The sequence below is a fragment of the Klebsiella sp. DY2415 genome (assembly GCF_026314315.1).
Lineage (GTDB): Bacteria > Pseudomonadota > Gammaproteobacteria > Enterobacterales > Enterobacteriaceae > Klebsiella > Klebsiella ornithinolytica.
This window is the reverse complement of the sequence record NZ_CP111115.1, coordinates 3,904,615-3,928,780: the sequence shown is the minus strand read 5'-3', so window position 1 is coordinate 3,928,780 and position 24,166 is coordinate 3,904,615. Positions and strand designations below refer to the sequence as shown.

The 24,166-nt window shown below is 54.3% G+C and carries 22 protein-coding genes, 5 tRNA genes and 1 other RNA gene; 27 read left to right on the top strand and 1 reads right to left on the bottom strand.

Annotation, left to right across the window (positions count from 1 at the left end; genetic code table 11):
- The first annotated feature begins 191 nt into the window (after window positions 1-191).
- The 27 genes from sdhC (at window position 192) to pnuC (ending at window position 23,173) form a co-directional block, all read left to right on the top strand.
- Window positions 192-596: a succinate dehydrogenase cytochrome b556 subunit gene (sdhC, locus tag OQV00_RS18740; RefSeq protein ID WP_004859662.1), complete on the top strand. Its 405-nt coding sequence runs from the start codon at window positions 192-194 to the stop codon at window positions 594-596.
- A complete protein-coding gene (gene sdhD / locus OQV00_RS18735) occupies window positions 590-937 on the top strand; it encodes a succinate dehydrogenase membrane anchor subunit (protein WP_004859665.1) in 348 nt (115 codons plus the stop codon). The genes sdhC and sdhD overlap by 7 nt, the downstream gene beginning before the upstream one ends.
- Window positions 937-2,703, top strand: coding sequence for a succinate dehydrogenase flavoprotein subunit (sdhA, locus tag OQV00_RS18730; protein ID WP_004859668.1), 1,767 nt, complete (start codon window positions 937-939; stop codon window positions 2,701-2,703). The genes sdhD and sdhA overlap by 1 nt, the downstream gene beginning before the upstream one ends.
- Window positions 2,704-2,718: 15 nt before the next feature.
- The gene (sdhB, locus tag OQV00_RS18725; RefSeq protein ID WP_004859670.1) at window positions 2,719-3,435 is read left to right on the top strand and encodes a succinate dehydrogenase iron-sulfur subunit SdhB; all 717 of its coding nucleotides are present in this window, start codon (window positions 2,719-2,721) and stop codon (window positions 3,433-3,435) included.
- A 507-nt stretch (window positions 3,436-3,942) separates the two neighbouring features.
- Window positions 3,943-6,750 (top strand): 2-oxoglutarate dehydrogenase E1 component, encoded by a 2,808-nt coding sequence (gene sucA, locus OQV00_RS18720; protein WP_004859672.1) that lies wholly within the window; start codon window positions 3,943-3,945, stop codon window positions 6,748-6,750.
- 14 nt (window positions 6,751-6,764) lie between these two features.
- Window positions 6,765-7,985, top strand: coding sequence for a 2-oxoglutarate dehydrogenase complex dihydrolipoyllysine-residue succinyltransferase (gene odhB, locus OQV00_RS18715; RefSeq protein ID WP_004859675.1), 1,221 nt, complete (start codon window positions 6,765-6,767; stop codon window positions 7,983-7,985).
- Between the two features lie 145 nt (window positions 7,986-8,130).
- A complete protein-coding gene (gene sucC, locus OQV00_RS18710; RefSeq protein WP_004859677.1) occupies window positions 8,131-9,297 on the top strand; it encodes an ADP-forming succinate--CoA ligase subunit beta in 1,167 nt (388 codons plus the stop codon).
- On the top strand, window positions 9,297-10,166 hold the full coding sequence (sucD, locus tag OQV00_RS18705) for a succinate--CoA ligase subunit alpha (protein WP_004859678.1): 870 nt from the start codon (window positions 9,297-9,299) through the stop codon (window positions 10,164-10,166). Before sucC ends, sucD begins: the two co-directional genes overlap by 1 nt.
- A gap of 839 nt (window positions 10,167-11,005) precedes the next feature.
- Complete coding sequence (gene cydA / locus OQV00_RS18700) at window positions 11,006-12,574, top strand: cytochrome ubiquinol oxidase subunit I (protein ID WP_004859682.1); 1,569 nt, start codon at window positions 11,006-11,008, stop codon at window positions 12,572-12,574.
- Window positions 12,575-12,589: 15 nt separating this feature from the next.
- The gene (gene cydB / locus OQV00_RS18695) at window positions 12,590-13,729 is read left to right on the top strand and encodes a cytochrome d ubiquinol oxidase subunit II (RefSeq protein WP_004859683.1); all 1,140 of its coding nucleotides are present in this window, start codon (window positions 12,590-12,592) and stop codon (window positions 13,727-13,729) included.
- A gap of 15 nt (window positions 13,730-13,744) precedes the next feature.
- Complete coding sequence (cydX, locus tag OQV00_RS18690) at window positions 13,745-13,858, top strand: cytochrome bd-I oxidase subunit CydX (protein ID WP_004859685.1); 114 nt, start codon at window positions 13,745-13,747, stop codon at window positions 13,856-13,858.
- Window positions 13,858-14,151 (top strand): cyd operon protein YbgE, encoded by a 294-nt coding sequence (gene ybgE, locus OQV00_RS18685; protein WP_004859687.1) that lies wholly within the window; start codon window positions 13,858-13,860, stop codon window positions 14,149-14,151. Before cydX ends, ybgE begins: the two co-directional genes overlap by 1 nt.
- Window positions 14,152-14,311: 160 nt before the next feature.
- The gene (gene ybgC, locus OQV00_RS18680) at window positions 14,312-14,716 is read left to right on the top strand and encodes a tol-pal system-associated acyl-CoA thioesterase (RefSeq protein ID WP_004859689.1); all 405 of its coding nucleotides are present in this window, start codon (window positions 14,312-14,314) and stop codon (window positions 14,714-14,716) included.
- Complete coding sequence (gene tolQ / locus OQV00_RS18675) at window positions 14,713-15,405, top strand: Tol-Pal system protein TolQ (protein ID WP_004859692.1); 693 nt, start codon at window positions 14,713-14,715, stop codon at window positions 15,403-15,405. Before ybgC ends, tolQ begins: the two co-directional genes overlap by 4 nt.
- Before the next feature lie 3 nt (window positions 15,406-15,408).
- Entirely contained in the window at window positions 15,409-15,837 is a 429-nt protein-coding gene (gene tolR, locus OQV00_RS18670) for a colicin uptake protein TolR (RefSeq protein WP_004859694.1), read from the top strand.
- 103 nt (window positions 15,838-15,940) lie between these two features.
- The gene (tolA, locus tag OQV00_RS18665; protein ID WP_044349716.1) at window positions 15,941-17,278 is read left to right on the top strand and encodes a cell envelope integrity protein TolA; all 1,338 of its coding nucleotides are present in this window, start codon (window positions 15,941-15,943) and stop codon (window positions 17,276-17,278) included.
- A 129-nt stretch (window positions 17,279-17,407) separates the two neighbouring features.
- Entirely contained in the window at window positions 17,408-18,700 is a 1,293-nt protein-coding gene (gene tolB / locus OQV00_RS18660; RefSeq protein ID WP_004859698.1) for a Tol-Pal system beta propeller repeat protein TolB, read from the top strand.
- A gap of 34 nt (window positions 18,701-18,734) precedes the next feature.
- Entirely contained in the window at window positions 18,735-19,259 is a 525-nt protein-coding gene (gene pal, locus OQV00_RS18655; RefSeq protein ID WP_004859700.1) for a peptidoglycan-associated lipoprotein Pal, read from the top strand.
- Window positions 19,260-19,268: 9 nt separating this feature from the next.
- Entirely contained in the window at window positions 19,269-20,057 is a 789-nt protein-coding gene (gene cpoB / locus OQV00_RS18650; RefSeq protein WP_004859702.1) for a cell division protein CpoB, read from the top strand.
- A gap of 162 nt (window positions 20,058-20,219) precedes the next feature.
- A tRNA-Lys gene (locus OQV00_RS18645) sits at window positions 20,220-20,295 on the top strand.
- 138 nt (window positions 20,296-20,433) lie between these two features.
- Window positions 20,434-20,509: transfer RNA gene (locus OQV00_RS18640), tRNA-Val, on the top strand.
- A gap of 3 nt (window positions 20,510-20,512) precedes the next feature.
- Window positions 20,513-20,588, top strand: a tRNA-Lys gene (locus OQV00_RS18635).
- A gap of 141 nt (window positions 20,589-20,729) precedes the next feature.
- Window positions 20,730-20,805, top strand: a tRNA-Lys gene (locus OQV00_RS18630).
- Between the two features lie 128 nt (window positions 20,806-20,933).
- A tRNA-Lys gene (locus tag OQV00_RS18625) sits at window positions 20,934-21,009 on the top strand.
- Between the two features lie 22 nt (window positions 21,010-21,031).
- A non-coding RNA gene (locus tag OQV00_RS18620) (RtT sRNA) lies at window positions 21,032-21,165 on the top strand.
- Between the two features lie 208 nt (window positions 21,166-21,373).
- Window positions 21,374-22,417: a quinolinate synthase NadA gene (gene nadA / locus OQV00_RS18615; RefSeq protein WP_266279217.1), complete on the top strand. Its 1,044-nt coding sequence runs from the start codon at window positions 21,374-21,376 to the stop codon at window positions 22,415-22,417.
- Window positions 22,418-22,453: 36 nt separating this feature from the next.
- Window positions 22,454-23,173 carry a nicotinamide riboside transporter PnuC gene (gene pnuC / locus OQV00_RS18610; protein ID WP_004859705.1) on the top strand — a complete coding sequence of 240 codons (720 nt, stop codon included), beginning with the start codon at window positions 22,454-22,456 and terminating at the stop codon, window positions 23,171-23,173.
- Here pnuC and zitB read toward each other — a convergent pair.
- On the bottom strand, window positions 23,170-24,108 hold the full coding sequence (gene zitB / locus OQV00_RS18605; protein ID WP_004859706.1) for a CDF family zinc transporter ZitB: 939 nt from the start codon (window positions 24,106-24,108) through the stop codon (window positions 23,170-23,172). The two genes, pnuC and zitB, sit on opposite strands and share 4 nt — an antisense overlap.
- Window positions 24,109-24,166 lie beyond the last annotated feature (58 nt).

The window sequence follows — 24,166 nt, the reverse complement described above, 5'->3', positions numbered from 1 at the left end:
GTTAATTGTAATGATTTTGTGAACGGCCTATACTGCCGCCAGGTCTCCGGAACACCCTGCAATCCCGAGCCACCCAGCGTTGTCTGGTCACGTTTTAGCTCTTGAAAAGGGGTTTTATCATGACCACAGGTTATAGAAAGGACGCTGTCTGACCCGCAAGCAGACCGGAGGAAGGAAACAATAAGAACAGCATGTGGGCGTTATTCATGGTAAGAAATGTGAAAAAACAAAGACCTGTCAATCTGGATCTGCAAACGATCCGGTTCCCAATCACAGCGATAGCGTCCATTCTCCATCGCGTTTCCGGTGTGATCACCTTCGTGGCGGTCGGGATTCTGCTTTGGTTGCTGGGCACCAGCCTTTCCTCTCCAGAAGGTTTCCTCGTTGCGTCTTCCATCATGGATAGCTTCTTTGTGAAGTTCATCATGTGGGGCATCCTGACCGCGCTGGCGTACCACGCCGTTGTCGGTATCCGCCACCTGTTGATGGATTTTGGCTACCTGGAAGAAACCCTCGAAGTAGGGACACGCTCCGCTAAGATTTCTTTTGTTATTACTGTCGTGCTTTCACTTCTCGCAGGAGTCCTCGTATGGTAAGCAACGCCTCAGCACTGGGACGCAACGGCGTACATGACTTCATTCTGGTTCGTGCTACCGCCATCGTTCTGACCCTTTACATCATCTACATGGTCGGCTTTTTTGCCACCACCGGTGAAATTTCCTGGGAAGTCTGGACGGGCTTTTTCTCCTCCGCATTCACTAAAGTCTTCACCCTGTTAGCCCTCGTGTCCATTCTGATTCACGCCTGGATCGGGATGTGGCAGGTGTTGACGGACTACGTTAAACCGCTGGCTGTACGCTTAATTCTGCAACTGGTTATCGTTGTTGCGCTGGTGGCTTACGTTCTTTATGGATTTGTTGTGGTGTGGGGTGTGTGATGAAATTGCCTGTCAGAGAATTTGATGCAGTTGTGATTGGAGCCGGTGGCGCAGGTATGCGCGCGGCGCTGCAAATTTCCCAGAGCGGCCAGACCTGTGCGCTGCTCTCTAAAGTGTTCCCTACCCGTTCCCATACCGTTTCCGCGCAGGGTGGCATCACCGTGGCGCTCGGTAATACCCATGAAGATAACTGGGAATGGCATATGTATGACACGGTGAAAGGCTCCGATTATATCGGTGACCAGGACGCCATCGAATATATGTGTAAGACCGGCCCGGAAGCGATTCTGGAGCTTGACCATATGGGGCTGCCGTTCTCCCGCCTGGAGAATGGCACCATTTATCAGCGTCCGTTTGGCGGCCAGTCGAAAAACTTCGGCGGCGAACAGGCGGCACGTACCGCTGCGGCGGCTGACCGTACCGGTCACGCGCTGCTGCATACCCTTTATCAGCAGAACCTGAAAAACCACACCACCATTTTCTCCGAGTGGTATGCGCTGGATCTGGTGAAAAACGCCGATGGCGCGGTGGTAGGTTGTACCGCGCTGTGTATCGAGACCGGTGAAGTGGTTTACTTCAAAGCCCGTGCGACCGTGCTGGCAACCGGCGGCGCAGGCCGTATCTACCAGTCCACAACTAACGCCCACATCAACACCGGTGACGGCGTCGGGATGGCGATTCGCGCCGGCGTGCCGGTGCAGGATATGGAAATGTGGCAGTTCCACCCGACCGGTATCGCCGGTGCGGGGGTTCTGGTGACAGAAGGCTGCCGCGGCGAAGGCGGTTATCTGCTGAACAAACACGGCGAGCGCTTTATGGAGCGTTATGCCCCGAATGCGAAAGACCTGGCGGGTCGTGACGTGGTGGCGCGTTCCATCATGATCGAAATCCGTGAAGGTCGAGGCTGTGACGGCCCGTGGGGCCCGCATGCGAAGCTGAAACTGGACCACCTGGGGAAAGAGGTTCTGGAATCCCGTCTGCCGGGCATCCTGGAGCTTTCACGTACCTTCGCCCACGTCGACCCGGTGAAAGAGCCGATTCCGGTTATCCCAACCTGCCACTACATGATGGGCGGTATTCCGACCAAAGTGACCGGTCAGGCGCTGACCGTGAACGAGCAGGGCGAAGACGTGGTGATTCCTGGCCTGTTCGCCGTCGGCGAAATTGCCTGCGTATCGGTCCACGGCGCGAACCGTCTGGGCGGCAACTCCCTCCTTGACCTGGTGGTGTTCGGTCGTGCGGTCGGTCTGCATCTGCAGGAGTCGATTGCCGAGCAGGGCGATCTGCTTGACGCGACCGAAGCCGAAATCGACGCGTCCCTTGAACGTCTGAACCGCTGGAACGGTAACCGTAACGGCGAAGATCCGGTGGAAATCCGCAAAGCGCTGCAAGAGTGTATGCAGCATAACTTCTCGGTATTCCGCGAAGGCGATGCGATGGCCAAAGGGCTTGAGCAGCTGAAAGCGATCCGCGAGCGTCTGAAAAATGCGCGCCTGGATGACACCTCCAGCGAGTTCAACACCCAGCGCGTTGAGTGCCTGGAGCTGGATAACCTGATGGAAACTGCCTATGCCACCGCGGTTTCTGCAAACTTCCGTACCGAAAGCCGCGGCGCGCATAGCCGCTTCGACTTCCCGGATCGTGATGACGAAAACTGGCTGTGCCATTCCCTGTATCTGCCAGAGTCGGAATCCATGACGCGTCGTAGCGTCAATATGGAACCGAAACTGCGTCCGGCATTCCCGCCGAAGATTCGTACTTATTAATGCGGAGACAGGAAAATGAAACTAGAGTTTTCAATTTATCGTTATAACCCGGACGTTGACGATGCTCCGCGCATGCAGGATTACACCCTCGAAGCGGAAGAAGGTCGTGACATGATGCTGCTGGATGCCCTGATGCAGCTGAAAGAAAAAGACCCGTCGCTCTCATTTCGTCGTTCCTGCCGTGAAGGGGTCTGTGGCTCCGACGGTCTGAACATGAACGGTAAGAACGGTCTGGCGTGTATCACGCCGATCTCCGCGCTGAATCAGCCGGGTAAGAAAATTGTCATCCGTCCGCTGCCCGGTTTGCCGGTTATCCGCGATTTGGTTGTAGACATGGGGCAATTCTATGCACAATATGAGAAGATTAAGCCTTACTTGTTGAATAATGGGCAAAATCCTCCGGCTCGCGAGCATCTGCAGAAGCCAGAGCAGCGCGAAAAACTCGATGGTCTGTACGAGTGTATTCTTTGCGCATGTTGTTCAACCTCTTGTCCGTCGTTCTGGTGGAATCCGGACAAGTTTATCGGCCCGGCAGGTCTGCTGGCTGCGTATCGTTTCCTGATTGACAGCCGCGATACCGAAACCGACAGCCGTCTGGAAGGGTTAAGCGATGCTTTCAGCGTATTCCGCTGTCACAGCATCATGAACTGCGTCAGTGTATGTCCGAAAGGGCTTAACCCGACGCGCGCCATCGGCCATATTAAGTCGATGCTGCTGCAGCGCAGTGCGTAAGTAACCCGGTCTGTCCCGGATGGCGCTATCGCTTATCCGGGCTACCCGAAGCAGTAGCCCCGGCAGCGTTTGTGCCGCCGGGAAATGAATACCCTAAATAATTCGAGTTACAGGAAGGCGGCGACGCCGCGAATCCCCAGGAGCTTACTCAAGTAAGTGACTGGGGTGAGTGAGGAAAGCCAACGCACATGTAACTTGAAGTATGAAGGGGATGGCAGGAAATCTTTAAAAACCGCCAAATATGTACCAGTAATCAAGGCGTTCAGAGCGAGGTAAGGCGGCAACTGAACGCATCCCAGGGAGCATAGTGAACTATGTGATCGGGGTAAGTGAAGGCAGCTAACGCAACCGCAGCCTGAACGCCGAAGATTAATGGCAGTTTTTAAAGGTTCCTTCGCGGATGCAGAAGCCACAACTCGTCCGCAACAAGTGAACCCCGGCACGTACAATTGCTGTGCGTGGTAGTTTCTACGGCGAAATAAGCATATAAATGCTTAAGGGATCACGATGCAGAACGGCGCAATGAAAGCCTGGCTGGACTCTTCTTACCTCTCTGGTTCGAACCAGAGCTGGATAGAACAGCTCTATGAAGACTTCTTAACCGATCCTGACTCTGTTGACGCCAACTGGCGTTCTATGTTCCAGCAGTTACCTGGCACCGGAGTCAAACCGGATCAATTTCATTCGAAAACGCGTGATTATTTCCGTCGACTGGCGAAGGATGCCTCACGTTACACTTCTTCGATTTCCGACCCTGATACCAATGTGAAGCAGGTTAAAGTCCTGCAGCTCATCAACGCATATCGCTTCCGTGGTCACCAGCATGCGAATCTCGATCCGCTGGGACTGTGGAAGCAAGAGAGAGTGGCGGATCTCGATCCTGCATACCACGATCTGACCGAGGCCGATTTCCAGGAAAGCTATAACGTAGGTTCATTTGCTATCGGCAAAGATACGATGAAACTGGGCGAGCTGATTGCCGCGCTCAAACAAACCTACTGCGGCGCTATCGGCGCGGAATACATGCACATCACCTCTACCGAAGAGAAACGCTGGATTCAGCAGCGTATTGAGTCGGTAGCAGGGAAAGCCAGCTTTACCGCTGACGAGAAGAAACGTTTCCTGACCGAGCTGACAGCAGCCGAAGGCCTGGAACGTTACCTCGGCGCGAAATTCCCGGGCGCCAAACGCTTCTCGCTGGAAGGCGGCGATGCGCTGATCCCGATGCTCAAAGAGATGATCCGTCACGCTGGCAAAAGCGGCACCCGTGAAGTGGTGCTCGGCATGGCGCACCGCGGTCGTCTGAACGTGCTGGTTAACGTTCTGGGCAAAAAACCGCAGGACCTGTTCGACGAGTTCGCGGGCAAGCATAAAGAACACCTCGGCACCGGTGACGTGAAGTACCACATGGGCTTCTCTTCTGACATGGAAACCGAAGGCGGCCTGGTGCACCTGGCGCTGGCGTTTAACCCGTCACACCTCGAAATCGTCAGCCCGGTGGTTATCGGGTCGGTTCGCGCGCGTCTCGATCGTCTCGACGAGCCGAGCAGCAATAAAGTGCTGCCGATTACTATCCACGGCGACGCCGCAGTGACGGGTCAGGGCGTGGTTCAGGAAACCCTGAACATGTCCAAGGCGCGTGGCTACGAAGTGGGCGGAACCGTACGTATCGTTATCAACAACCAGGTGGGCTTCACTACCTCGAACCCGCTGGATGCGCGCTCCACGCCATACTGCACCGATATCGGTAAAATGGTTCAGGCGCCGATCTTCCACGTGAACGCGGACGATCCGGAAGCCGTTGCTTTCGTTACCCGCCTGGCGCTGGATTTCCGTAATACCTTCAAACGCGATGTCTTCATCGACCTGGTGTGCTACCGCCGTCACGGCCATAACGAAGCCGACGAGCCGAGCGCAACGCAGCCGCTGATGTATCAGAAAATCAAAAAACATCCGACCCCGCGCAAAATCTACGCCGACAAACTTGAGCAGGACAAAGTGTCGACCCTGGAAGATGCGACCGAACTGGTTAACCTCTATCGTGATGCGCTGGATGCCGGCGAATGCGTGGTTGAGGAATGGCGTCCGATGAACCTGCACTCCTTTACCTGGTCACCGTACCTCAACCACGAGTGGGATGAGAGCTACCCGAGTAAAGTCGAGATGAAACGTCTGCAGGAGCTGGCTAAACGCATCAGCACCGTGCCGGACAGCATTGAAATGCAGTCTCGCGTGGCGAAGATTTATGGCGATCGCCAGGCGATGGCCGCCGGCGAGAAGCTGTTCGACTGGGGTGCGGCGGAAAACCTGGCTTACGCCACGCTGGTTGATGAAGGGATTCCGATTCGCCTGTCCGGTGAAGACTCCGGTCGCGGTACGTTCTTCCACCGCCATTCCGTGATTCATAACCAGGTGAACGGTTCGACCTACACGCCGCTGCAGCATGTGCATAACGGCCAGGAGCATTTCAAAGTCTGGGACTCCGTGCTTTCTGAAGAAGCGGTGCTGGCGTTCGAATACGGCTACGCCACTGCGGAACCGCGCACCCTGACTATCTGGGAAGCGCAGTTTGGTGACTTTGCTAACGGCGCTCAGGTGGTGATCGATCAGTTCATCAGCTCCGGCGAGCAGAAGTGGGGCCGGATGTGTGGCCTGGTCATGCTGCTGCCGCACGGCTACGAAGGCCAGGGCCCGGAGCACTCCTCCGCGCGTCTGGAACGCTATCTGCAGCTGTGTGCTGAACAGAATATGCAGGTTTGTGTGCCATCGACTCCGGCTCAGGTTTACCACATGCTGCGTCGTCAGGCGCTGCGCGGTATGCGTCGTCCGCTGGTGGTGATGTCGCCGAAATCTCTGCTGCGCCATCCGCTGGCGGTCTCCAGCCTGGACGAACTGGCGAACGGCACCTTCCTGCCGGCCATCGGTGAAATCGATGACCTCGACCCGAAAGCGGTGAAGCGTGTTGTCCTGTGCTCTGGTAAGGTTTATTACGATCTGCTGGAACAACGCCGTAAGAACGACCAAAAAGATGTCGCTATCGTGCGTATAGAGCAGCTCTATCCGTTCCCGCATCAGGCGGTACAGGAAGCGCTGAAGCCTTACGCTCACGTGCATGATTTTGTCTGGTGCCAGGAAGAACCGCTCAACCAGGGCGCGTGGTACTGCAGCCAGCATCACTTCCGCGAAGTGATTCCGTTTGGGGCCTCTCTGCGTTACGCAGGCCGCCCGGCCTCCGCCTCTCCGGCGGTAGGGTATATGTCCGTTCACCAGAAACAGCAACAAGATCTGGTCAATGACGCGCTGAACGTCGATTAATTAAAGGATACATAATGAGTAGCGTAGATATTCTGGTTCCCGATCTGCCTGAGTCCGTAGCTGACGCGACGGTTGCGACCTGGCATAAAAAACCGGGCGATAGCGTCCAGCGTGATGAAGTGCTGGTGGAAATCGAAACTGACAAAGTGGTACTGGAAGTACCGGCTTCAGCGGACGGCATTCTGGATGCAGTGCTGGAAGACGAAGGTGCAACCGTACTTTCTCGCCAGATCCTCGGTCGCCTGCGTGAAGGCAACAGCGCGGGTAAAGAGTCCGCGGCGAAAGCCGACGCTAAAGAGTCCACCCCGGCTCAGCGTCAGCAGGCCTCTCTGGAAGAGCAGAGCAATGATGCCCTCAGCCCGGCGATTCGCCGTCTGCTGGCTGAACACAACCTCGATGCCGCAGCCATTAAAGGCACCGGCGTCGGCGGCCGCCTGACCCGTGAAGATGTTGAGAAACATCTGGCGGCGGCACCGGCTAAAACCGAAGCCAAAGCGCCTGCCGCTGCGGCAGCACCGGTTGCGCAACTGGGCCACCGTTCTGAAAAACGCGTTCCGATGACCCGCCTGCGCAAACGCGTTGCCGAGCGTCTGCTGGAAGCGAAGAACTCCACCGCCATGCTGACGACCTTCAACGAAGTCAACATGAAGCCGATTATGGATCTGCGTAAGCAGTACGGCGATGCCTTCGAAAAACGTCACGGTATCCGTCTGGGCTTTATGTCCTTCTACGTGAAAGCCGTGGTTGAAGCGCTGAAACGCTATCCGGAAGTGAACGCCTCTATCGATGGCGATGATGTGGTGTATCACAACTACTTCGACGTCAGCATGGCGGTCTCTACGCCGCGCGGTCTGGTGACTCCGGTTCTGCGTGATGTTGACCTGCTGGGCATGGCGGATATCGAAAAGAATATTAAAGAGCTGGCAGTGAAAGGCCGTGACGGCAAGCTGACCGTAGATGACCTGACCGGCGGTAACTTCACCATTACCAACGGCGGCGTATTCGGCTCTCTGATGTCCACGCCAATCATCAACCCACCGCAGAGCGCCATTCTGGGTATGCATGCCATTAAAGATCGCCCGATGGCGGTCAATGGCAAGGTAGAAATTCTGCCAATGATGTACCTGGCGCTCTCTTACGACCACCGTCTGATCGATGGACGTGAATCGGTAGGCTTCCTGGTTGCTATCAAAGAGCTGCTGGAAGACCCGACTCGTCTGCTGCTGGACGTGTAGTCAGCAAGAGTATTACCTACCGTAGGCCGGATAAGGCGTTTACGCCGCCATCCGGCGTTGATGAGATGCCTGATGGCGACGCTAGCGCGTCTTATCAGGCCTACAGGTTTAAAGATAATTATTCCCTGAAGGATGGACTGAACACATGAACTTACATGAATATCAGGCAAAACAACTGTTTGCCCGCTATGGTTTACCGGCGCCGGTGGGTTATGCCTGTACTACTCCGCGCGAAGCAGAAGAAGCCGCATCAAAAATCGGCGCGGGTCCGTGGGTAGTGAAATGTCAGGTTCACGCTGGTGGCCGCGGTAAAGCGGGCGGTGTGAAAGTAGTTAACAGTAAAGAAGACATTCGCGCATTTGCTGAGCACTGGCTGGGCAAACGCCTTGTGACCTACCAGACAGACGCCAACGGCCAGCCGGTTAACCAGATTCTGGTTGAAGCAGCGACAGATATCGCCAAAGAGCTGTATCTGGGTGCGGTTGTTGACCGTAGCTCCCGTCGCGTAGTGTTCATGGCCTCCACCGAAGGCGGCGTGGAAATCGAAAAAGTGGCGGAAGAAACCCCGCACCTGATCCACAAAATTGCGATCGATCCGCTGGCAGGCCCGATGCCTTACCAGGGACGCGAGCTGGCGTTCAAACTGGGTCTGGAAGGTAAGCAGGTTCAGCAGTTCACCAAAATCTTTATGGGTCTGGCGACTATCTTCCTGGAGCGCGACCTGGCGCTGATCGAAATTAACCCGCTGGTTATCACTAAGCAGGGCGACCTGATCTGCCTCGACGGCAAACTGGGCGCCGATGGCAATGCGCTGTTCCGCCAGCCGGATCTGCGTGAAATGCGCGACCAGTCTCAGGAAGACCCGCGTGAAGCGCAGGCTGCACAGTGGGAACTGAACTACGTTGCGCTGGACGGCAACATCGGTTGTATGGTTAACGGTGCGGGCCTGGCAATGGGCACCATGGACATCGTTAAACTGCACGGCGGCGAACCGGCTAACTTCCTCGACGTTGGCGGCGGCGCAACCAAAGAGCGCGTGACTGAAGCGTTCAAAATCATTCTTTCCGACAGCAATGTTAAAGCCGTATTGGTTAACATCTTCGGCGGTATCGTGCGTTGCGACCTGATCGCTGACGGCATCATCGGCGCGGTAGCAGAAGTTGGCGTAAACGTACCGGTTGTCGTACGTCTGGAAGGGAACAACGCCGAACTGGGCGCGAAGAAACTGGCTGACAGCGGCCTGAATATTATTGCAGCGAAAAGTCTGACGGACGCAGCACAGCAGGTTGTTGCCGCAGTGGAGGGGAAATAATGTCCATTTTAATTGATAAAAACACCAAGGTTATCTGCCAGGGCTTCACCGGTAGCCAGGGGACTTTCCACTCTGAACAAGCCATTGCTTACGGCACTCAAATGGTCGGCGGCGTTACGCCAGGCAAAGGCGGCACCACTCACCTGGGTCTGCCGGTGTTTAACACCGTGCGCGAAGCCGTTGAAGCAACCGGCGCAACCGCGACCGTTATCTACGTTCCGGCCCCGTTCTGCAAAGACTCCATTCTGGAAGCTATTGATGCGGGCATTAAGCTGATCATCACCATCACCGAAGGTATCCCGACGCTGGATATGCTGACGGTGAAAGTGAAGCTGGATGAAGCCGGCGTACGCATGATCGGCCCTAACTGCCCGGGCGTTATCACCCCAGGCGCATGCAAAATCGGCATCATGCCGGGTCACATTCATCAGCCGGGTAAAGTGGGGATCGTTTCCCGTTCCGGCACGCTGACCTATGAAGCGGTTAAGCAGACCACCGATTACGGTTTCGGCCAGTCTACCTGCGTTGGTATCGGCGGCGACCCGATCCCGGGTTCTAACTTCATCGATATCCTGAAGCTGTTCCAGGAAGACCCGCAGACCGAAGCGATCGTGATGATCGGTGAGATCGGCGGTAGCGCGGAAGAAGAAGCGGCTGCTTACATCAAAGATCACGTCACCAAGCCGGTTGTCGGTTACATCGCCGGTGTGACCGCGCCGAAAGGCAAGCGTATGGGCCACGCGGGCGCCATTATCGCAGGCGGTAAAGGCACGGCTGATGAGAAATTTGCTGCGCTGGAAGCGGCGGGCGTGAAGACCGTTCGTAGCCTGGCGGATATCGGCGAAGCGCTGAAATCAATCATTAAGTAAACCCTCTCTGCTCAAGCTGAGCAGTTAAATGTCCGATTTCGACATGGTTGGCCACCGTCAGGTGGCCTTTTTTATGCCTCTCTTTGCCGCAGTTTCAACGGTCCCCGCGGCGCACTTTTGCCGTGGCAGATCGCAGTTATCCGGAAAAACCACTTCTATTGTATTGATTTAACACCTTTTTTTAAAATAATAACCCGCTATTTTTCGGCAGAAGAGGGAATGATTCTCACTGCTATTTCTTACCTGAAAATGAAAAGATAAAAATGATGATTTAATTGATGCTGTCTATCAGGAAAAAATACTGTGAAGCGTCTAACATTAATCAGATCGCTATTTTTTTTCATACGATACGACTTAAAGTTAAATCATATTACCTATACTTCTCATATCTCTCTTTTTAGTAACCATTATTGGTATGCTTTAAACATATATTTAACATTACCTTCACCATTATTCTTTGTTGGGATACATAATTAACATGAGCGGGAAAAATTGATTTATATCAATACTTAAAGCTTGGAAAAAACCACAAAAAAACGTTAAATTGTCGCCAATCAAATTGGCCTAAATCAGGCATTTTCGCTATATATTGATCACCGTCGTAAATGTAAAACTGATTCAATAAAATCCTGTTTATTGTAAGGTTATTGCGGCGTAATATATTGGGGAATCAATTGGGTTTTTCGTTAACGTATTTGTAACCTTTGCGAGGAGCTGTTTCATCTGGCGACGAAACGGTAACGAAGCGGGATGCAAGTTATTTTGTATTGGGGCATGCGTATGAACCCGGTGTGCAGGGTTCATTCTCGGAGTCTTCATGCGATGAGCAAGGAGTCATGATGTTAGATATAGTCGAACTGTCGCGCTTACAGTTTGCCTTGACCGCGATGTACCACTTCCTTTTTGTGCCACTGACGCTCGGTATGGCGTTCCTGCTGGCCATCATGGAAACGGTTTACGTCCTTTCCGGCAAACAGATTTATAAAGATATGACCAAGTTCTGGGGCAAGTTGTTTGGTATCAACTTTGCGCTGGGTGTAGCAACCGGGTTGACCATGGAGTTCCAGTTCGGGACAAACTGGTCTTATTATTCTCACTACGTGGGCGATATCTTCGGTGCGCCTCTGGCCATTGAAGGTCTGATGGCCTTCTTCCTCGAATCTACCTTTGTAGGTCTGTTCTTCTTCGGTTGGGATCGTCTGGGCAAAGTTCAGCACATGGCGGTGACCTGGCTGGTGGCACTGGGTTCCAACTTGTCTGCATTGTGGATCCTCGTGGCGAACGGCTGGATGCAAAACCCGATCGCCTCGGATTTCAACTTTGAAACCATGCGTATGGAGATGGTCAGTTTCTCCGAGCTGGTTCTGAACCCGGTTGCGCAGGTGAAATTTGTCCATACCGTCGCATCCGGCTACGTCTGCGGCGCAATGTTCGTCCTGGGTATCAGCTCCTACTATATGCTGCGCGGTCGCGACTTCGCTTTCGCTAAACGCTCCTTTGCCATTGCTGCCAGCTTCGGTATGGCGGCGATTCTCTCCGTTATCGTGCTCGGTGATGAATCCGGTTACGAAATGGGTGACGTGCAGAAAACTAAACTTGCGGCCATCGAAGCCGAATGGGAAACACAGCCAGCTCCGGCTGCCTTTACCCTGTTTGGTATTCCGGACCAGGATGCGCAAACCAACCACTTCGCAATCCAGATTCCTTATGCGTTGGGCATTATTGCCACTCGTTCCGTGGATACGCCGGTTATTGGTCTGAAAGACCTGCTGGCACAGCACGAAGCGCGTATTCGTAACGGGATGAAAGCTTACACCCTGCTGGAAGAGCTACGCGCAGGCTCAACCGATCAGGCTGTACGCGATGAATTCAACAGCGTGAAGAAAGATTTGGGCTACGGTCTGCTGCTGAAACGCTATACCCCGAACGTCTCTGACGCGACGGAAGCGCAGATTGCTATGGCGACGAAAGACTCTATTCCTCGCGTTGCGCCGCTGTACTTTGCGTTCCGTATTATGGTGGCCTGCGGCATCCTGATGCTCGGTATCATCGCGGCGTCGTTCTGGACCGTTATCCGTAACCAAATTGGCGAGAAGAAATGGCTGCTGCGCATTGCGCTGTACGCAATTCCTCTGCCGTGGATCGCTATCGAGTCCGGTTGGTTCGTCGCGGAATATGGTCGTCAGCCGTGGGCGATAGGTGAGGTACTGCCTACCGCGGTAGCGAACTCGTCCCTGACCGCCGGTGACCTGATCTTCTCGATGCTGCTGATTTGCGGTCTGTACACCCTGTTCCTGGTCGCGGAGCTGTATCTGATGTTCAAATTCGCACGCCGTGGACCAAGCAGCCTGAAAACCGGTCGCTACCACTACGAGCAGTCTTCCACGACTACTCAGCCGGCACGCTAAGACAGGAGTCGTCAAATGATCGATTATGAAGTATTGCGTTTTATCTGGTGGCTACTGATCGGTGTTCTGCTGATTGGTTTCGCCGTCACCGATGGCTTCGACATGGGGGTGGGCATGCTCACCCGTTTCCTCGGTCGTAATGACACCGAGCGTCGAATCATGATTAACTCCATCGCTCCGCACTGGGACGGAAACCAGGTGTGGCTGATCACCGCCGGCGGCGCACTGTTTGCTGCCTGGCCGACGGTCTATGCCGCCGCGTTCTCCGGCTTCTATGTGGCGATGATTCTGGTGCTGGCCGCTTTGTTCTTCCGTCCGGTGGGTTTTGACTACCGCTCGAAGATTGAAGATACCCGCTGGCGCAACATGTGGGACTGGGGCATCTTCATCGGTAGCTTCGTTCCGCCGCTGGTGATTGGCGTGGCGTTCGGGAACCTGCTGCAGGGCGTACCGTTCCATATGGATGAATATATGCGCCTGTACTACACCGGTAATTTCTTCCAGCTGCTCAACCCGTTTGGTCTGCTGGCCGGTATTGTTAGCGTGGCGATGATTCTGACGCAGGGGGCTACCTACCTGCAGATGCGTACCGTTGGTGAGTTGCACCTGCGTGCCCGCACGACCTCTCAGGTTGCGGCACTGGTGACGCTGGTTTGCTTCCTGCTGGCCGGTGTCTGGGTGGTATACGGGATCGACGGTTATGTGGTCACCTCGGCTATCGACCACTCTGCGCCATCTAACCCGCTGACCAAAGAAGTGACTCGTCAGGCTGGTGCATGGTTGGTGAACTTCAATAATATGCCTTCGCTGTGGGCTATCCCGGCACTGGGCGTGGTATTGCCGCTGCTGACTATCCTGACCTCGCGGATGGAGAAGGGCGCTCTGGCGTTTATCTTCTCTTCTCTGACGCTGGCCTGCATCATTCTGACCGCCGGGATTGCGATGTTCCCGTTCATCATGCCGTCCAGCACGATGATGAACGTTAGTCTGACCATGTGGGATTCAACCTCCAGCCAAAGAACGCTGAACCTGATGACCTACGTGGCGATTGTCTTCGTGCCGATTATTCTGGGTTACACCACCTGGTGTTACTGGAAGATGTTCGGTCGCATTACCCGCGAAGACATCGAAAAGAACACCCACTCGTTGTATTAAGGTAAGGAGCTAGATATGTGGTATTTCGCATGGATTTTGGGAACGCTTCTTGCCTGTGCCTTTGGGGTTATCACCGCGTTAGCGCTTGAGCACGTGGAAAGCACCAAAGCAGGTAAAGAAGAACACTGATGAGTAAAATTATCGCGACCCTTTACGCGATAATGGATAAGCGCCCGTTAAGGGCGCTTTCCCTATTGATGGCACTGCTGCTGGCGGGCTGCATTTTCTGGGATCCGTCGCGCTTTGCGGCAAAGACCAGTGAGCTGGAGATCTGGCACGGCTTCCTGCTGATGTGGGCCGTGTGCGCCGGGGTTATCCACGGCGTGGGCTTCCGTCCGCATGCCATTCACTGGCAAGGGATTTTTTGTCCACTTATCGCTGATATTGTACTCATCACGGGGCTGTTTTTTTTCTTCTTTTGAAAGAGAAGAGAATAAGAGAACTCTGTTAACCTCATGGGCTTGCATAAGCCCATAAAAATTTACTCGCTGTTTACTTTCCCCCATTCCAAACCACGTTCCCCGCGCGTATAGTAGCGAAGTTTGAAAGCACTAATCTTTTTTTGCATTACCGGGATGTAAAGTGAATACAACGCTGTTTCGATGGCCGGTTCGTGTCTACTATGAAGATACCGATGCCGGTGGTGTGGTTTACCACGCCAGTTACGTCGCTTTTTATGAAAGAGCACGCACAGAGATGCTGCGCCACCATCACTTCAGTCAGCAGGTTTTGCTGGCTGAACGAGTTGCCTTCGTGGTTCGCAAAATGACGCTGGAATATTTTGCGCCCGCCAGACTCGACGACATGCTCGAAATCCAGACGGAAATCACCTCGATGAGAGGTACCTCTTTGGTTTTCACGCAGCGAATCGTCAACGCAGAGAATACAGTTTTGAACGAAGCTGAGGTTCTCATTGTGTGCGTTGATCCACTCTTAATGAAGCCTCGTGCGCTTCCCAAGTCTATTGTCGCGGAGTTTAAGCAGTGACTGACATGAATATCCTTGATTTGTTCCTGAAGGCGAGCCTTCTGGTTAAACTTATCATGTTGATTTTGATTGGTTTTTCTATCGCTTCCTGGGCCATTATTATTCAGAGAACGCGCATCCTCAACACGGCAAGCCGCGAGGCGGAAGCCTTTGAAGACAAGTTCTGGTCGGGTATTGAGCTTTCTCGCCTGTATCAGGAGAGCCAGGGGCGTCGCGATAACCTGGTGGGGTCGGAACAAATTTTCTACAGCGGTTTCAAAGAGTTTGCTCGTCTGCATCGCGCAAACAGCCATGCGCCAGAAGCGGTGGTTGAAGGGGCGTCGCGCGCCATGCGCATCTCGATGAACCGTGAGATCGAGACGCTGGAGACGCACATTCCGTTCCTCGGAACCGTGGGGTCCATCAGCCCGTACATCGGCCTGTTCGGTACCGTCTGGGGGATCATGCATGCCTTTATCGCACTTGGTGCGGTGAAACAGGCGACTCTGCAGATGGTTGCACCGGGTATCGCAGAAGCGCTGATCGCCACGGCAATCGGTCTGTTTGCGGCAATTCCGGCGGTTATGGCCTACAACCGTTTGAACCAGCGTGTGAACAAACTTGAACTGAACTATGACAACTTTATGGAAGAGTTCACCGCGATTCTGCACCGTCAGGCGTTTACCAGCAGCGAAAGCAATAAGGGGTAAGCCATGGCCAGAGCACGTGGACGCGGACGTCGCGAACTGAAGTCCGAGATCAACATCGTTCCGCTGCTGGATGTCTTGTTGGTGCTGTTGCTGATCTTTATGGCGACCGCGCCGATCATTACGCAGAGCGTAGAGGTCGACCTGCCGGATGCGACGGAATCACAAGCGGTCAAAAGTAATGATGAGCCGCCGGTGATTGTTGAAGTTTCCGGCGTCGGGCAGTACAGCGTAAAAGTGGGTCCGGAAACGCTGTCGCAGCTGCCGCCAGAGCAGGTTATTGCCGAAGCGAAACGCCGACTCGAAGCGAACGAGAAAACGGTGTTCCTGATCGGCGGTGCGAAAGACGTACCTTACGATGAAATTATTAAAGCGCTTAACCTGTTGCATAGCGCAGGGGTTAAATCGGTTGGCTTAATGACCAAGCCTATTTAATCGCTTCGGATATGTGCGCCCGCCGGACCGCTGGCTGCGAGAATAACAGACTCGTGGCCGGCGAGAGTAGCGGGGACAGGCGAACAGTTTTTGGGAACCGATAGTGTCAAAGGCAACCGAACAAAACGACAAGCTTAAACGAGCGATCATAGTTTCAGTCGCGCTGCACATCATTCTGATCGCGCTGCTGATCTGGAGTTCGTTCGACGAGCATCTGGATGCCTCAGCCGGCGGCGGCGGAGGTTCTTCCATTGATGCGGTGATGGTTGATCCTGGGGCGGTGGTGAATAATTACAACCGCCAGCAGCAGCAGCAGGCCAGCTCACGCCGTGCCGCCGAGCAGCGCGAAAAGCAGGCTCAGCAGCAGGCTGAAGAACTGCGTGAAAAGCAGGCCGCTGAGCAGGAGCGTCTGAAGCAGCTTGAGCAGGATCGTCTGCAGGCGCAGGAAGCGGCTAAGCAAGCGAAGGAAGAGCAGAAGCAGGCTGAAGAAGCGGCGGCGAAAGCGGCGGCAGCGGCGAAAGCCAAAGCGGATTCTCAGGCGAAAGAAGCACAGGAAGCGGCAGCGAAAGCCGCTGCTGACGCGAAAGCGAAGGCAGACGCGCAGGCTAAAGCGGCGGAAGCTGCGGCAGCGAAAGCCGCAGCCGATGCGAAGAAACAGGCAGAAGCCGAAGCGGCGAAAGCTGCGGCGGATGCCCAGAAGAAAGCCGAAGCCGATGCGGCGAAGAAAGCGCAGCAGCAGGCTGAGAAGAAAGCCCAGCAGGAAGCCGCTAAGCAGGCCGCGGCTGAGAAAGCTGCTGCGGAAAAAGCCGCTGAGAAAGCAGCAGAAAAAGCAGCGGCGCAAAAAGCCGCCTCTGAGAAAGCGGCAGCAGAAAAGGCCGCCGCAGCAGAGAAAGCCGCCGCGGAGAAAGCGGAAAAAGCTGCCGCAGCGAAAGCCGCAGCAGCGGAAAAAGCCGCAGCCGATAAAGCCGCCAAGGCTGCTGCAGCTAAGGCCGCCGCAGCGAAAGCCGCGGCAGCGAAAAAAGCCGCGGCAGCGAAAGATGCTGATGGCGTAGACGACCTGCTCGGCGATCTGAGTTCAGGTAAGAATGCGCCTAAAGGTAGCACCAGCGGTAGCAATGGAGGCTCATCTCCTGCTAAAGGAAGTAAACCGGGGCAGGGGGGCGCGTCTCAGGCTGAGATTGCCAGTTATATTTCGCAGGTTCAGGCGGCGATTAAAGGGCATCTCTATGACTGGGACACGTACAAAGGTAAAACATGTACGTTACGCGTGAACCTGGCTCAGGACGGGACGTTATTGAGCGTGAAGTCGGAGGGAGGCGATCCTGCTTTCTGTCAGCAGATGCTGGCGGCAACCAGCCGGATGAGCAAGTTCCCGAAACCGCCTTCTCAGGCTGTGTATGAGACGTTCAAAAATGCACCACTGGACTTCAAACCGCAGTGATGTGCTTCCCGGCGCGAGCGGGGGAACACAATCCAGGGCTGACGCCGGGTTTTGGTAGTTTTGTGTATTTGAGTTTGTTAACATTCTGCTAAATTATCGTGGGCTTTCCGTCCGGATAAGGGAGATATGATGAAGCAGGCATTACGAGTAGCGTTTGGTTTTTTAATGCTGTGGGCGGCGGTGCTGCACGCAGAAGTACGTATCGAGATCACCCAGGGGGTGGACTCGGCGCGCCCGATCGGTGTTGTACCGTTCCAGTGGGCAGGGCCGGGTGCCGCGCCTGAAGATATTGGCGGTGTCGTTGCGGCTGACCTGCGTAACAGCGGTAAGTTCAACCCACTGGATCGCTCGCGTCTGCCTCAGCAACCGGGGACGGCACAAGAGGTTCAACCTGCGGCATGGTCTGCGCTGGGTATTGATGCGGTGGTTGTCGGTCAGGTGACCGGGAACCCTGACGGATCGTACAACGTGGCTTACCAGCTGGTTGATACCGGCGGTGCTCCGGGGACGATTCTGGCGCAGAACTCTTATAAGGTGACTAAACAGTACCTGCGCTATGCGGCTCACACCGCCAGCGATGCGGTATTCGAGAAGCTGACCTCTATTAAGGGCGCCTTCCGTACCCGTATTGCCTACGTTGTGCAGACTAACGGCGGCCAGTTCCCGTATGAGCTGCGCGTCTCCGACTACGATGGTTATAACCAGTTTGTTGTCCACCGTTCACCGCAGCCGCTGATGTCTCCGGCATGGTCTCCGGATGGTTCTAAACTGGCTTATGTGACCTTCGAAAGCGGTCGTTCTGCGCTGGTGGTCCAGACTCTGGCAAATGGCGCGGTGCGTCAGATAGCCTCCTTCCCGCAGCATAACGGGGCTCCGGCCTTCTCGCCGGATGGCAGCAAACTGGCATTCGCATTGTCGAAAACCGGTAGCCTGAACCTGTATGTGATGGATCTGGGTTCGGGTCAGATTCGCCAGGTGACCAATGGTCGCAGCAACAACACCGAACCAAGCTGGTTCCCGGATAGTCAGAATCTGGCCTTTACTTCCGACCAGGCCGGTCGTCCGCAGGTGTATAAAGTCAGCGTCGGCGGCGGTACTCCGCAGCGTATCTCCTGGGAAGGTTCTCAGAACCAGGATGCGGATGTCAGCAGCGACGGTAAATTTATGGTAATGGTCAGCTCGGCCAACGGTCAGCAGCACATTGCCAAACAAGATCTGGTAGCGGGTGGCGTACAAGTTCTGTCGTCAACGTTCCTGGATGAAACGCCAAGTCTGGCACCTAACGGCACTATGGTAATCTACAGCTCTTCTCAGGGGATGGGATCCGTGCTGAATCTGGTTTCTACAGATGGGCGTTTCAAAGCGCGTCTTCCGGCGACTGATGGACAGGTAAAATTCCCTGCCTGGTCTCCGTATCTGTGATAATAAATAATTGATTATTAAAGGAATCAAAGAAATGCAACTGAACAAAGTGCTGAAAGGGCTGATGATCGCTCTGCCGGTTATGGCAATCGCGGCGTGTTCTTCTAACAAGAACGCCAGCAACGACCAGAGCGGTGAAGGCATGCTGGGTGCCGGCACTGGTATGGATGCTAACGCTAACGGTGGCAACATGTCTTCCGAAGAGCAAGCTCGTCTGCAAATGCAGCAGCTGCAGCAGAACAACATCGTTTACTTCGATCTCGACAAGTACGATATCCGTTCTGACTTCGCTGCAATGCTGGATGCGCACGCTAACTTCCTGCGTAGCAACCCATCCTATAAAGTGACTGTTGAAGGTCACGCGGATGAACGCGGTACGCCGGAATACAACATCGCTCTGGGTGAGCGTCGTGCTAACGCCGTTAAGATGTATCTGCAGGGCAAAGGTGTTTCTGCTGACCAGATCTCCATCGTTTCTTACGGTAAAGAAAAACCTGCAGTACTGGGTCACGACGAAGCGGCTTACGCTAAAAACCGTCGCGCCGTACTGGTTTACTAAGAGAATTGCATGAGCAGTAACTTCAGACATCATCTGTTGAGTCTGTCGTTACTGGTTGGCATAGCGGCCCCCTGGGCCGCTTTTGCTCAGGCGCCAATCAGTAGTGTCGGCTCAGGCTCGGTCGAAGACCGGGTCACTCAACTCGAGCGTATTTCTAACGCTCACAGTCAGCTTTTAACCCAACTTCAGCAACAGCTCTCCGATAACCAGAATGATATTGACTCCCTGCGCGGCCAGATTCAGGAAAGCCAGTATCAGCTCAATCAGGTTGTCGAACGCCAGAAGCAAATTCTGTTACAGATCGACGGTCTGAGCAGCGGTGGGGCGGCGGCAGGTGCACAGCCATCGTCTTCGGCAGGCGATCAGGGTGCGGCGGCTACCGCGGCGCCAGCGGCCTCTACCGGCGCTCCTGCTTCAACCGGAGATGCAAATACGGACTACAATGCGGCTATTGCGCTGGTGAAGGATCCATCCCGCCAGGATGACGCGCTGGCAGCATTTCAGAATTTCGTCAAAAAGTACCCGGATTCAACCTATCAGCCGAACGCGAACTACTGGCTCGGTCAGTTGAATTACAATAAGGGGAAAAAAGATGATGCCGCTTACTATTTTGCTTCCGTGGTGAAGAATTACCCTAAATCCCCGAAAGCGCCTGATGCCATGTTTAAGGTCGGCGTGATTATGCAGGATAAAGGTGATACCGCGAAGGCGAAGGCTGTTTACCAACAGGTAGTCAGTAAATTCCCTGGCACCGATGGCGCGAAACAGGCTCAGAAACGTCTTAATGCCCTTGGGTGATTATGGCATGACCAGAAATCGCATTATTTCTGGTCTTGTCGCGTGAATCCTAAGCAGTCAGATGTTTTTTATCGAAATACTTGTTGCGCTGAATTCTTAAATCAGTAATATATGCCGCCGTTGCCACGGGATATCGAACAAGCCTGAAGCGACGAAAAAAGTGGGTCGTTAGCTCAGTTGGTAGAGCAGTTGACTTTTAATCAATTGGTCGCAGGTTCGAATCCTGCACGACCCACCACTAACTACCAGGGTGGAACGGTAGTAAAACGTGAAGGATAACGTTGCGTCAGCAACGGCCCACAGGGCGAGGCAAAGCCGAGTCTTCCTCCACGAACCACCGCTGACTTTAGTCAGATGTAGTATCCAGCGTAGTATCGGGTGATTAGCTCAGCTGGGAGAGCACCTCCCTTACAAGGAGGGGGTCGGCGGTTCGATCCCGTCATCACCCACCACTCGGGTCGTTAGCTCAGTTGGTAGAGCAGTTGACTTTTAATCAATTGGTCGCAGGTTCGAATCCTGCACGACCCACCAATTTAACATCGAACTCAGATGTTGAACGTGAAGGATAACGTTGCGTAGCAACGGCCCACAGGGCGAGCGAAAGCGAGTCATCCTGCACGACCCACCAGTTTAAGATTGGTGACGAGTTAAAAATTCAGGTAGTACCCGAGCGGGTCGTTAGCTCAGTTGGTAGAGCAGTTGACTTTTAATCAATTGGTCGCAGGTTCGAATCCTGCACGACCCACCACTTTAACATTGAAGTTGATGTTAAGTGTGAAGGATAAGGTTACGTAGCAACGGCCCACAAGGCCAGCGAAAGCCAGTCATCCTGCACCACCCGGCATCCTGAATATTGCAAGTATTAAGTCCCGAAAGGGGTCGTTAGCTCAGTTGGTAGAGCAGTTGACTTTTAATCAATTGGTCGCAGGTTCGAATCCTGCACGACCCACCAATGTAAAAAGGCGCCCTAAAGGCGCCTTTTTGCTATGCGCAGAATTTAACGATTCGAACCTGCGGCAGGTTCGAGTCGAGCAAGGCGAGACAACGGAGCCGCTGGCGGCGACGGCCCGAAGGGCGAGCAAAGCGCGTTATCCTGCACGACCCACCAATGTAAAAAGGCGCCTTTTTGCTATCTGTTGTTTTCCCTCCATAAATATTAATCCTCCTTTTTTGCCTTCAGACGACAATAAATTCCGCACGACATTTTCTGTACAATCCGCTATCTTGTTTAGCATATAAAACATCATGACCGCCGCTATGCCCTCTGAAGGCATATTAACGGTATTTGAGTTAAGCCAGTAAAACGAGATTGCAAGATGAGCGTAATGTTTGACCCTGAAACGGCGATTTATCCTTTCCCGCCGAAACCATTGCCATTAAGTCGCGATGAAAAACACTTTTACCGTGAAAAGATTAAACGTCTGCTGCGCGAGCGCGATGCGGTGATGGTTGCTCATTACTATACTGACCCTGAAATTCAGCAGCTGGCTGAAGAGACCGGCGGCTGTATCGCTGATTCTCTGGAAATGGCTCGTTTCGGCGCCCGCCATTCCGCCTCGACGTTGCTGGTGGCCGGAGTGCGCTTCATGGGGGAAACGGCAAAAATTCTCAGCCCGGAAAAAACCATCCTGATGCCAACGCTGAATGCCGAGTGTTCTCTGGATCTCGGCTGCCCGATTGAGGAGTTCAACGCGTTCTGCGATGCCCACCCGGATCGTACCGTCGTCGTTTATGCCAACACCTCAGCGGCGGTTAAAGCGCGTGCCGATTGGGTTGTGACTTCCAGTATTGCCGTTGAACTTATTGAACATCTCGACAGCCTCGGGGAAAAAGTTCTCTGGGCGCCCGACCGTCACTTAGGGCGGTACGTGCAGCGGCAAACCGGGGCAGATGTTTTGTGCTGGCAGGGCGCCTGTATTGTCCACGATGAGTTTAAAACCCAGGCGTTAACGCGGATGAAAGCCCTCTACCCCGATGCCGCCATTCTGGTGCATCCTGAATCACCGCAGTCCATTGTGGATATGGCGGATGCGGTAGGGTCTACCAGCCAGCTGATTGCCGCGGCTAAAACGCTTCCGGCGCGCCAGCTCATTGTCGCCACCGATCGCGGGATCTTCTACAAAATGCAGCAGGCGGTACCGGGAAAAGAGCTGCTGGAAGCACCGACGGCGGGAGAAGGGGCAACCTGTCGTAGCTGCGCCCACTGTCCGTGGATGGCGATGAACGGCCTGCAAGCGATTGCAGAGGGGCTGGAAAACGGTGGCCCCGAACACGAAATTAAGGTCGATGCGCAGCTGCGCGCCGGCGCATTAGTCCCGCTGAACAGAATGCTGGATTTTGCGGCTACACTTCGGGGATAGTGGTTAATTACGCAATCAATACAGTGCGGGGAAAATATGGATTTTTTTAGTACGCAGAATATCCTGGTGCATATACCCATCGGCGCCGGCGGATACGACTTATCATGGATCGAGGCGGTCGGCACGCTTGCCGGGCTGCTGTGTATCTGGCTGGCGAGTCTGGAAAAGATCAGCAACTATGCATTTGGGCTGGTCAACGTCACCTTGTTTGCCATTATTTTCTTTCAGATTCAGCTTTATGCCAGCCTGCTGCTACAGGTCTTTTTCTTTGCCGCCAACGTTTATGGCTGGTACGCCTGGTCCCGGCAAACCAGCAGCCATGAAGCCGAACTGCGTATTCGCTGGTTGCCATTACCGAAGGCGCTGGGCTGGCTGACGGCTTGTATTGCGGCAATTGCGCTGATGACGGTCTTCATTAATCCGGTCTTTGCCTTTCTGACGCGGATCGCGGTCACGCTTATGCAGAGCCTGGGACTGCAGGTCACGATGCCGGAACTGCAGCCGGATGCCTTCCCGTTCTGGGACTCCTGCATGATGGTGCTGTCGATCGCCGCCATGATTTTGATGACCCGTAAATATGTCGAAAACTGGCTGCTTTGGGTGATCATCAACGTCATCAGCGTGGTGATTTTTGCCCTTCAGGGCGTCTACGCGATGTCGCTGGAATATCTGCTTTTGACCTTTATTGCCCTTAACGGCAGTCGGATGTGGATGAACAGCGCGCGTGAGCGAGGTTCTCACGCGTTTTCTCGCTAATGGTGGTGATGAGGGTCGTGCCCGGCGTGCGTCATGTTGAGATGGCATTCCGGGCCGTTACAGGGCTGGTACTCCATCTGCACGGTCACATGCCCGATATTATATTTATGCTGCAAAAAGGCCTGGATACGATTCAGCAAGGCATCGTGATCGTGCGGCGGGACAACCTGAACATGCAACGTCATGACCGTTTTTTCACCAACCAGCCAGACGTGGACGTGATGCACATCGCGGACTTCCGCCACCGAACGGCGTAAATCCCGCTTTAACCCCTCGACATCTAATGACCGCGGCGCCCCTTCCAGCAGTTCGTTCAAACTTTCCTGCAACAGCCGCCAGGCGCTGCGCAGTACCAGACATGAGACCAGCACCGACAAAATCGGGTCAATTGGCGTCCAGCCGGTGGTGAGAATCACGAGAGCGGCAACGATCGCCCCGACCGAACCCAGCAAGTCGCCCAGTACGTGTAAGGCGGCCGCGCGGACATTAAGATTTCTTGCTTCACTGCCGCGGTGCAGGATCCAGAATGCCAGTATGTTCGCCAGAAGCCCGGCAACGGCAATCACCATCATTGTGGTGCCGGCAACGGGCTGAGGATGGTTAAAGCGTTGAATCGCTTCCCAGACAATCAGAATGGTAATCACAACCAGCGCAATGGCGTTGACGAAGGCCGCCAGCGTGGTCAGACGCAGCCAGCCGAAGGTGTGACGGGTATTGGGTGGACGGCTAGCGAAGCGGACCGCGAGTAGCGCAAATAACAGAGCGGCTGAATCGGTAAGCATGTGACCGGCATCAGCCAGCAGCGCCAGCGAGCCGGAAACGACACCGCCGATGGCTTCAACAAGCATAAAGCCGGCGGTGACGATGAAAGCCTGCAACAGGCGTTTTTCGTTACCGCGATCGGTGGTTTCTGACGGAGTGTGAGCATGGGCCATTACAGAATCCTGTCATTATTTTATCAATTAGTCTCTGACCTTATTACAGATTAACCAC

Coding starts and splice junctions, on each gene's coding strand:
- zitB (WP_004859706.1), bottom strand. CDS start 24,108: ATGGCCCATGCTCACACTCCGTCAGAAACCACCGATCGCGGTAACGAA.
- ybgE (WP_004859687.1), top strand. CDS start 13,858: ATGAGTAAAATTATCGCGACCCTTTACGCGATAATGGATAAGCGCCCG.
- sdhB (WP_004859670.1), top strand. CDS start 2,719: ATGAAACTAGAGTTTTCAATTTATCGTTATAACCCGGACGTTGACGAT.
- cydX (WP_004859685.1), top strand. CDS start 13,745: ATGTGGTATTTCGCATGGATTTTGGGAACGCTTCTTGCCTGTGCCTTT.
- odhB (WP_004859675.1), top strand. CDS start 6,765: ATGAGTAGCGTAGATATTCTGGTTCCCGATCTGCCTGAGTCCGTAGCT.
- cpoB (WP_004859702.1), top strand. CDS start 19,269: ATGAGCAGTAACTTCAGACATCATCTGTTGAGTCTGTCGTTACTGGTT.
- sdhA (WP_004859668.1), top strand. CDS start 937: ATGAAATTGCCTGTCAGAGAATTTGATGCAGTTGTGATTGGAGCCGGT.
- sdhD (WP_004859665.1), top strand. CDS start 590: ATGGTAAGCAACGCCTCAGCACTGGGACGCAACGGCGTACATGACTTC.
- pnuC (WP_004859705.1), top strand. CDS start 22,454: ATGGATTTTTTTAGTACGCAGAATATCCTGGTGCATATACCCATCGGC.
- tolB (WP_004859698.1), top strand. CDS start 17,408: ATGAAGCAGGCATTACGAGTAGCGTTTGGTTTTTTAATGCTGTGGGCG.
- cydA (WP_004859682.1), top strand. CDS start 11,006: ATGTTAGATATAGTCGAACTGTCGCGCTTACAGTTTGCCTTGACCGCG.
- sucA (WP_004859672.1), top strand. CDS start 3,943: ATGCAGAACGGCGCAATGAAAGCCTGGCTGGACTCTTCTTACCTCTCT.
- sucD (WP_004859678.1), top strand. CDS start 9,297: ATGTCCATTTTAATTGATAAAAACACCAAGGTTATCTGCCAGGGCTTC.
- pal (WP_004859700.1), top strand. CDS start 18,735: ATGCAACTGAACAAAGTGCTGAAAGGGCTGATGATCGCTCTGCCGGTT.
- sdhC (WP_004859662.1), top strand. CDS start 192: ATGTGGGCGTTATTCATGGTAAGAAATGTGAAAAAACAAAGACCTGTC.
- sucC (WP_004859677.1), top strand. CDS start 8,131: ATGAACTTACATGAATATCAGGCAAAACAACTGTTTGCCCGCTATGGT.
- nadA (WP_266279217.1), top strand. CDS start 21,374: ATGAGCGTAATGTTTGACCCTGAAACGGCGATTTATCCTTTCCCGCCG.
- tolR (WP_004859694.1), top strand. CDS start 15,409: ATGGCCAGAGCACGTGGACGCGGACGTCGCGAACTGAAGTCCGAGATC.
- cydB (WP_004859683.1), top strand. CDS start 12,590: ATGATCGATTATGAAGTATTGCGTTTTATCTGGTGGCTACTGATCGGT.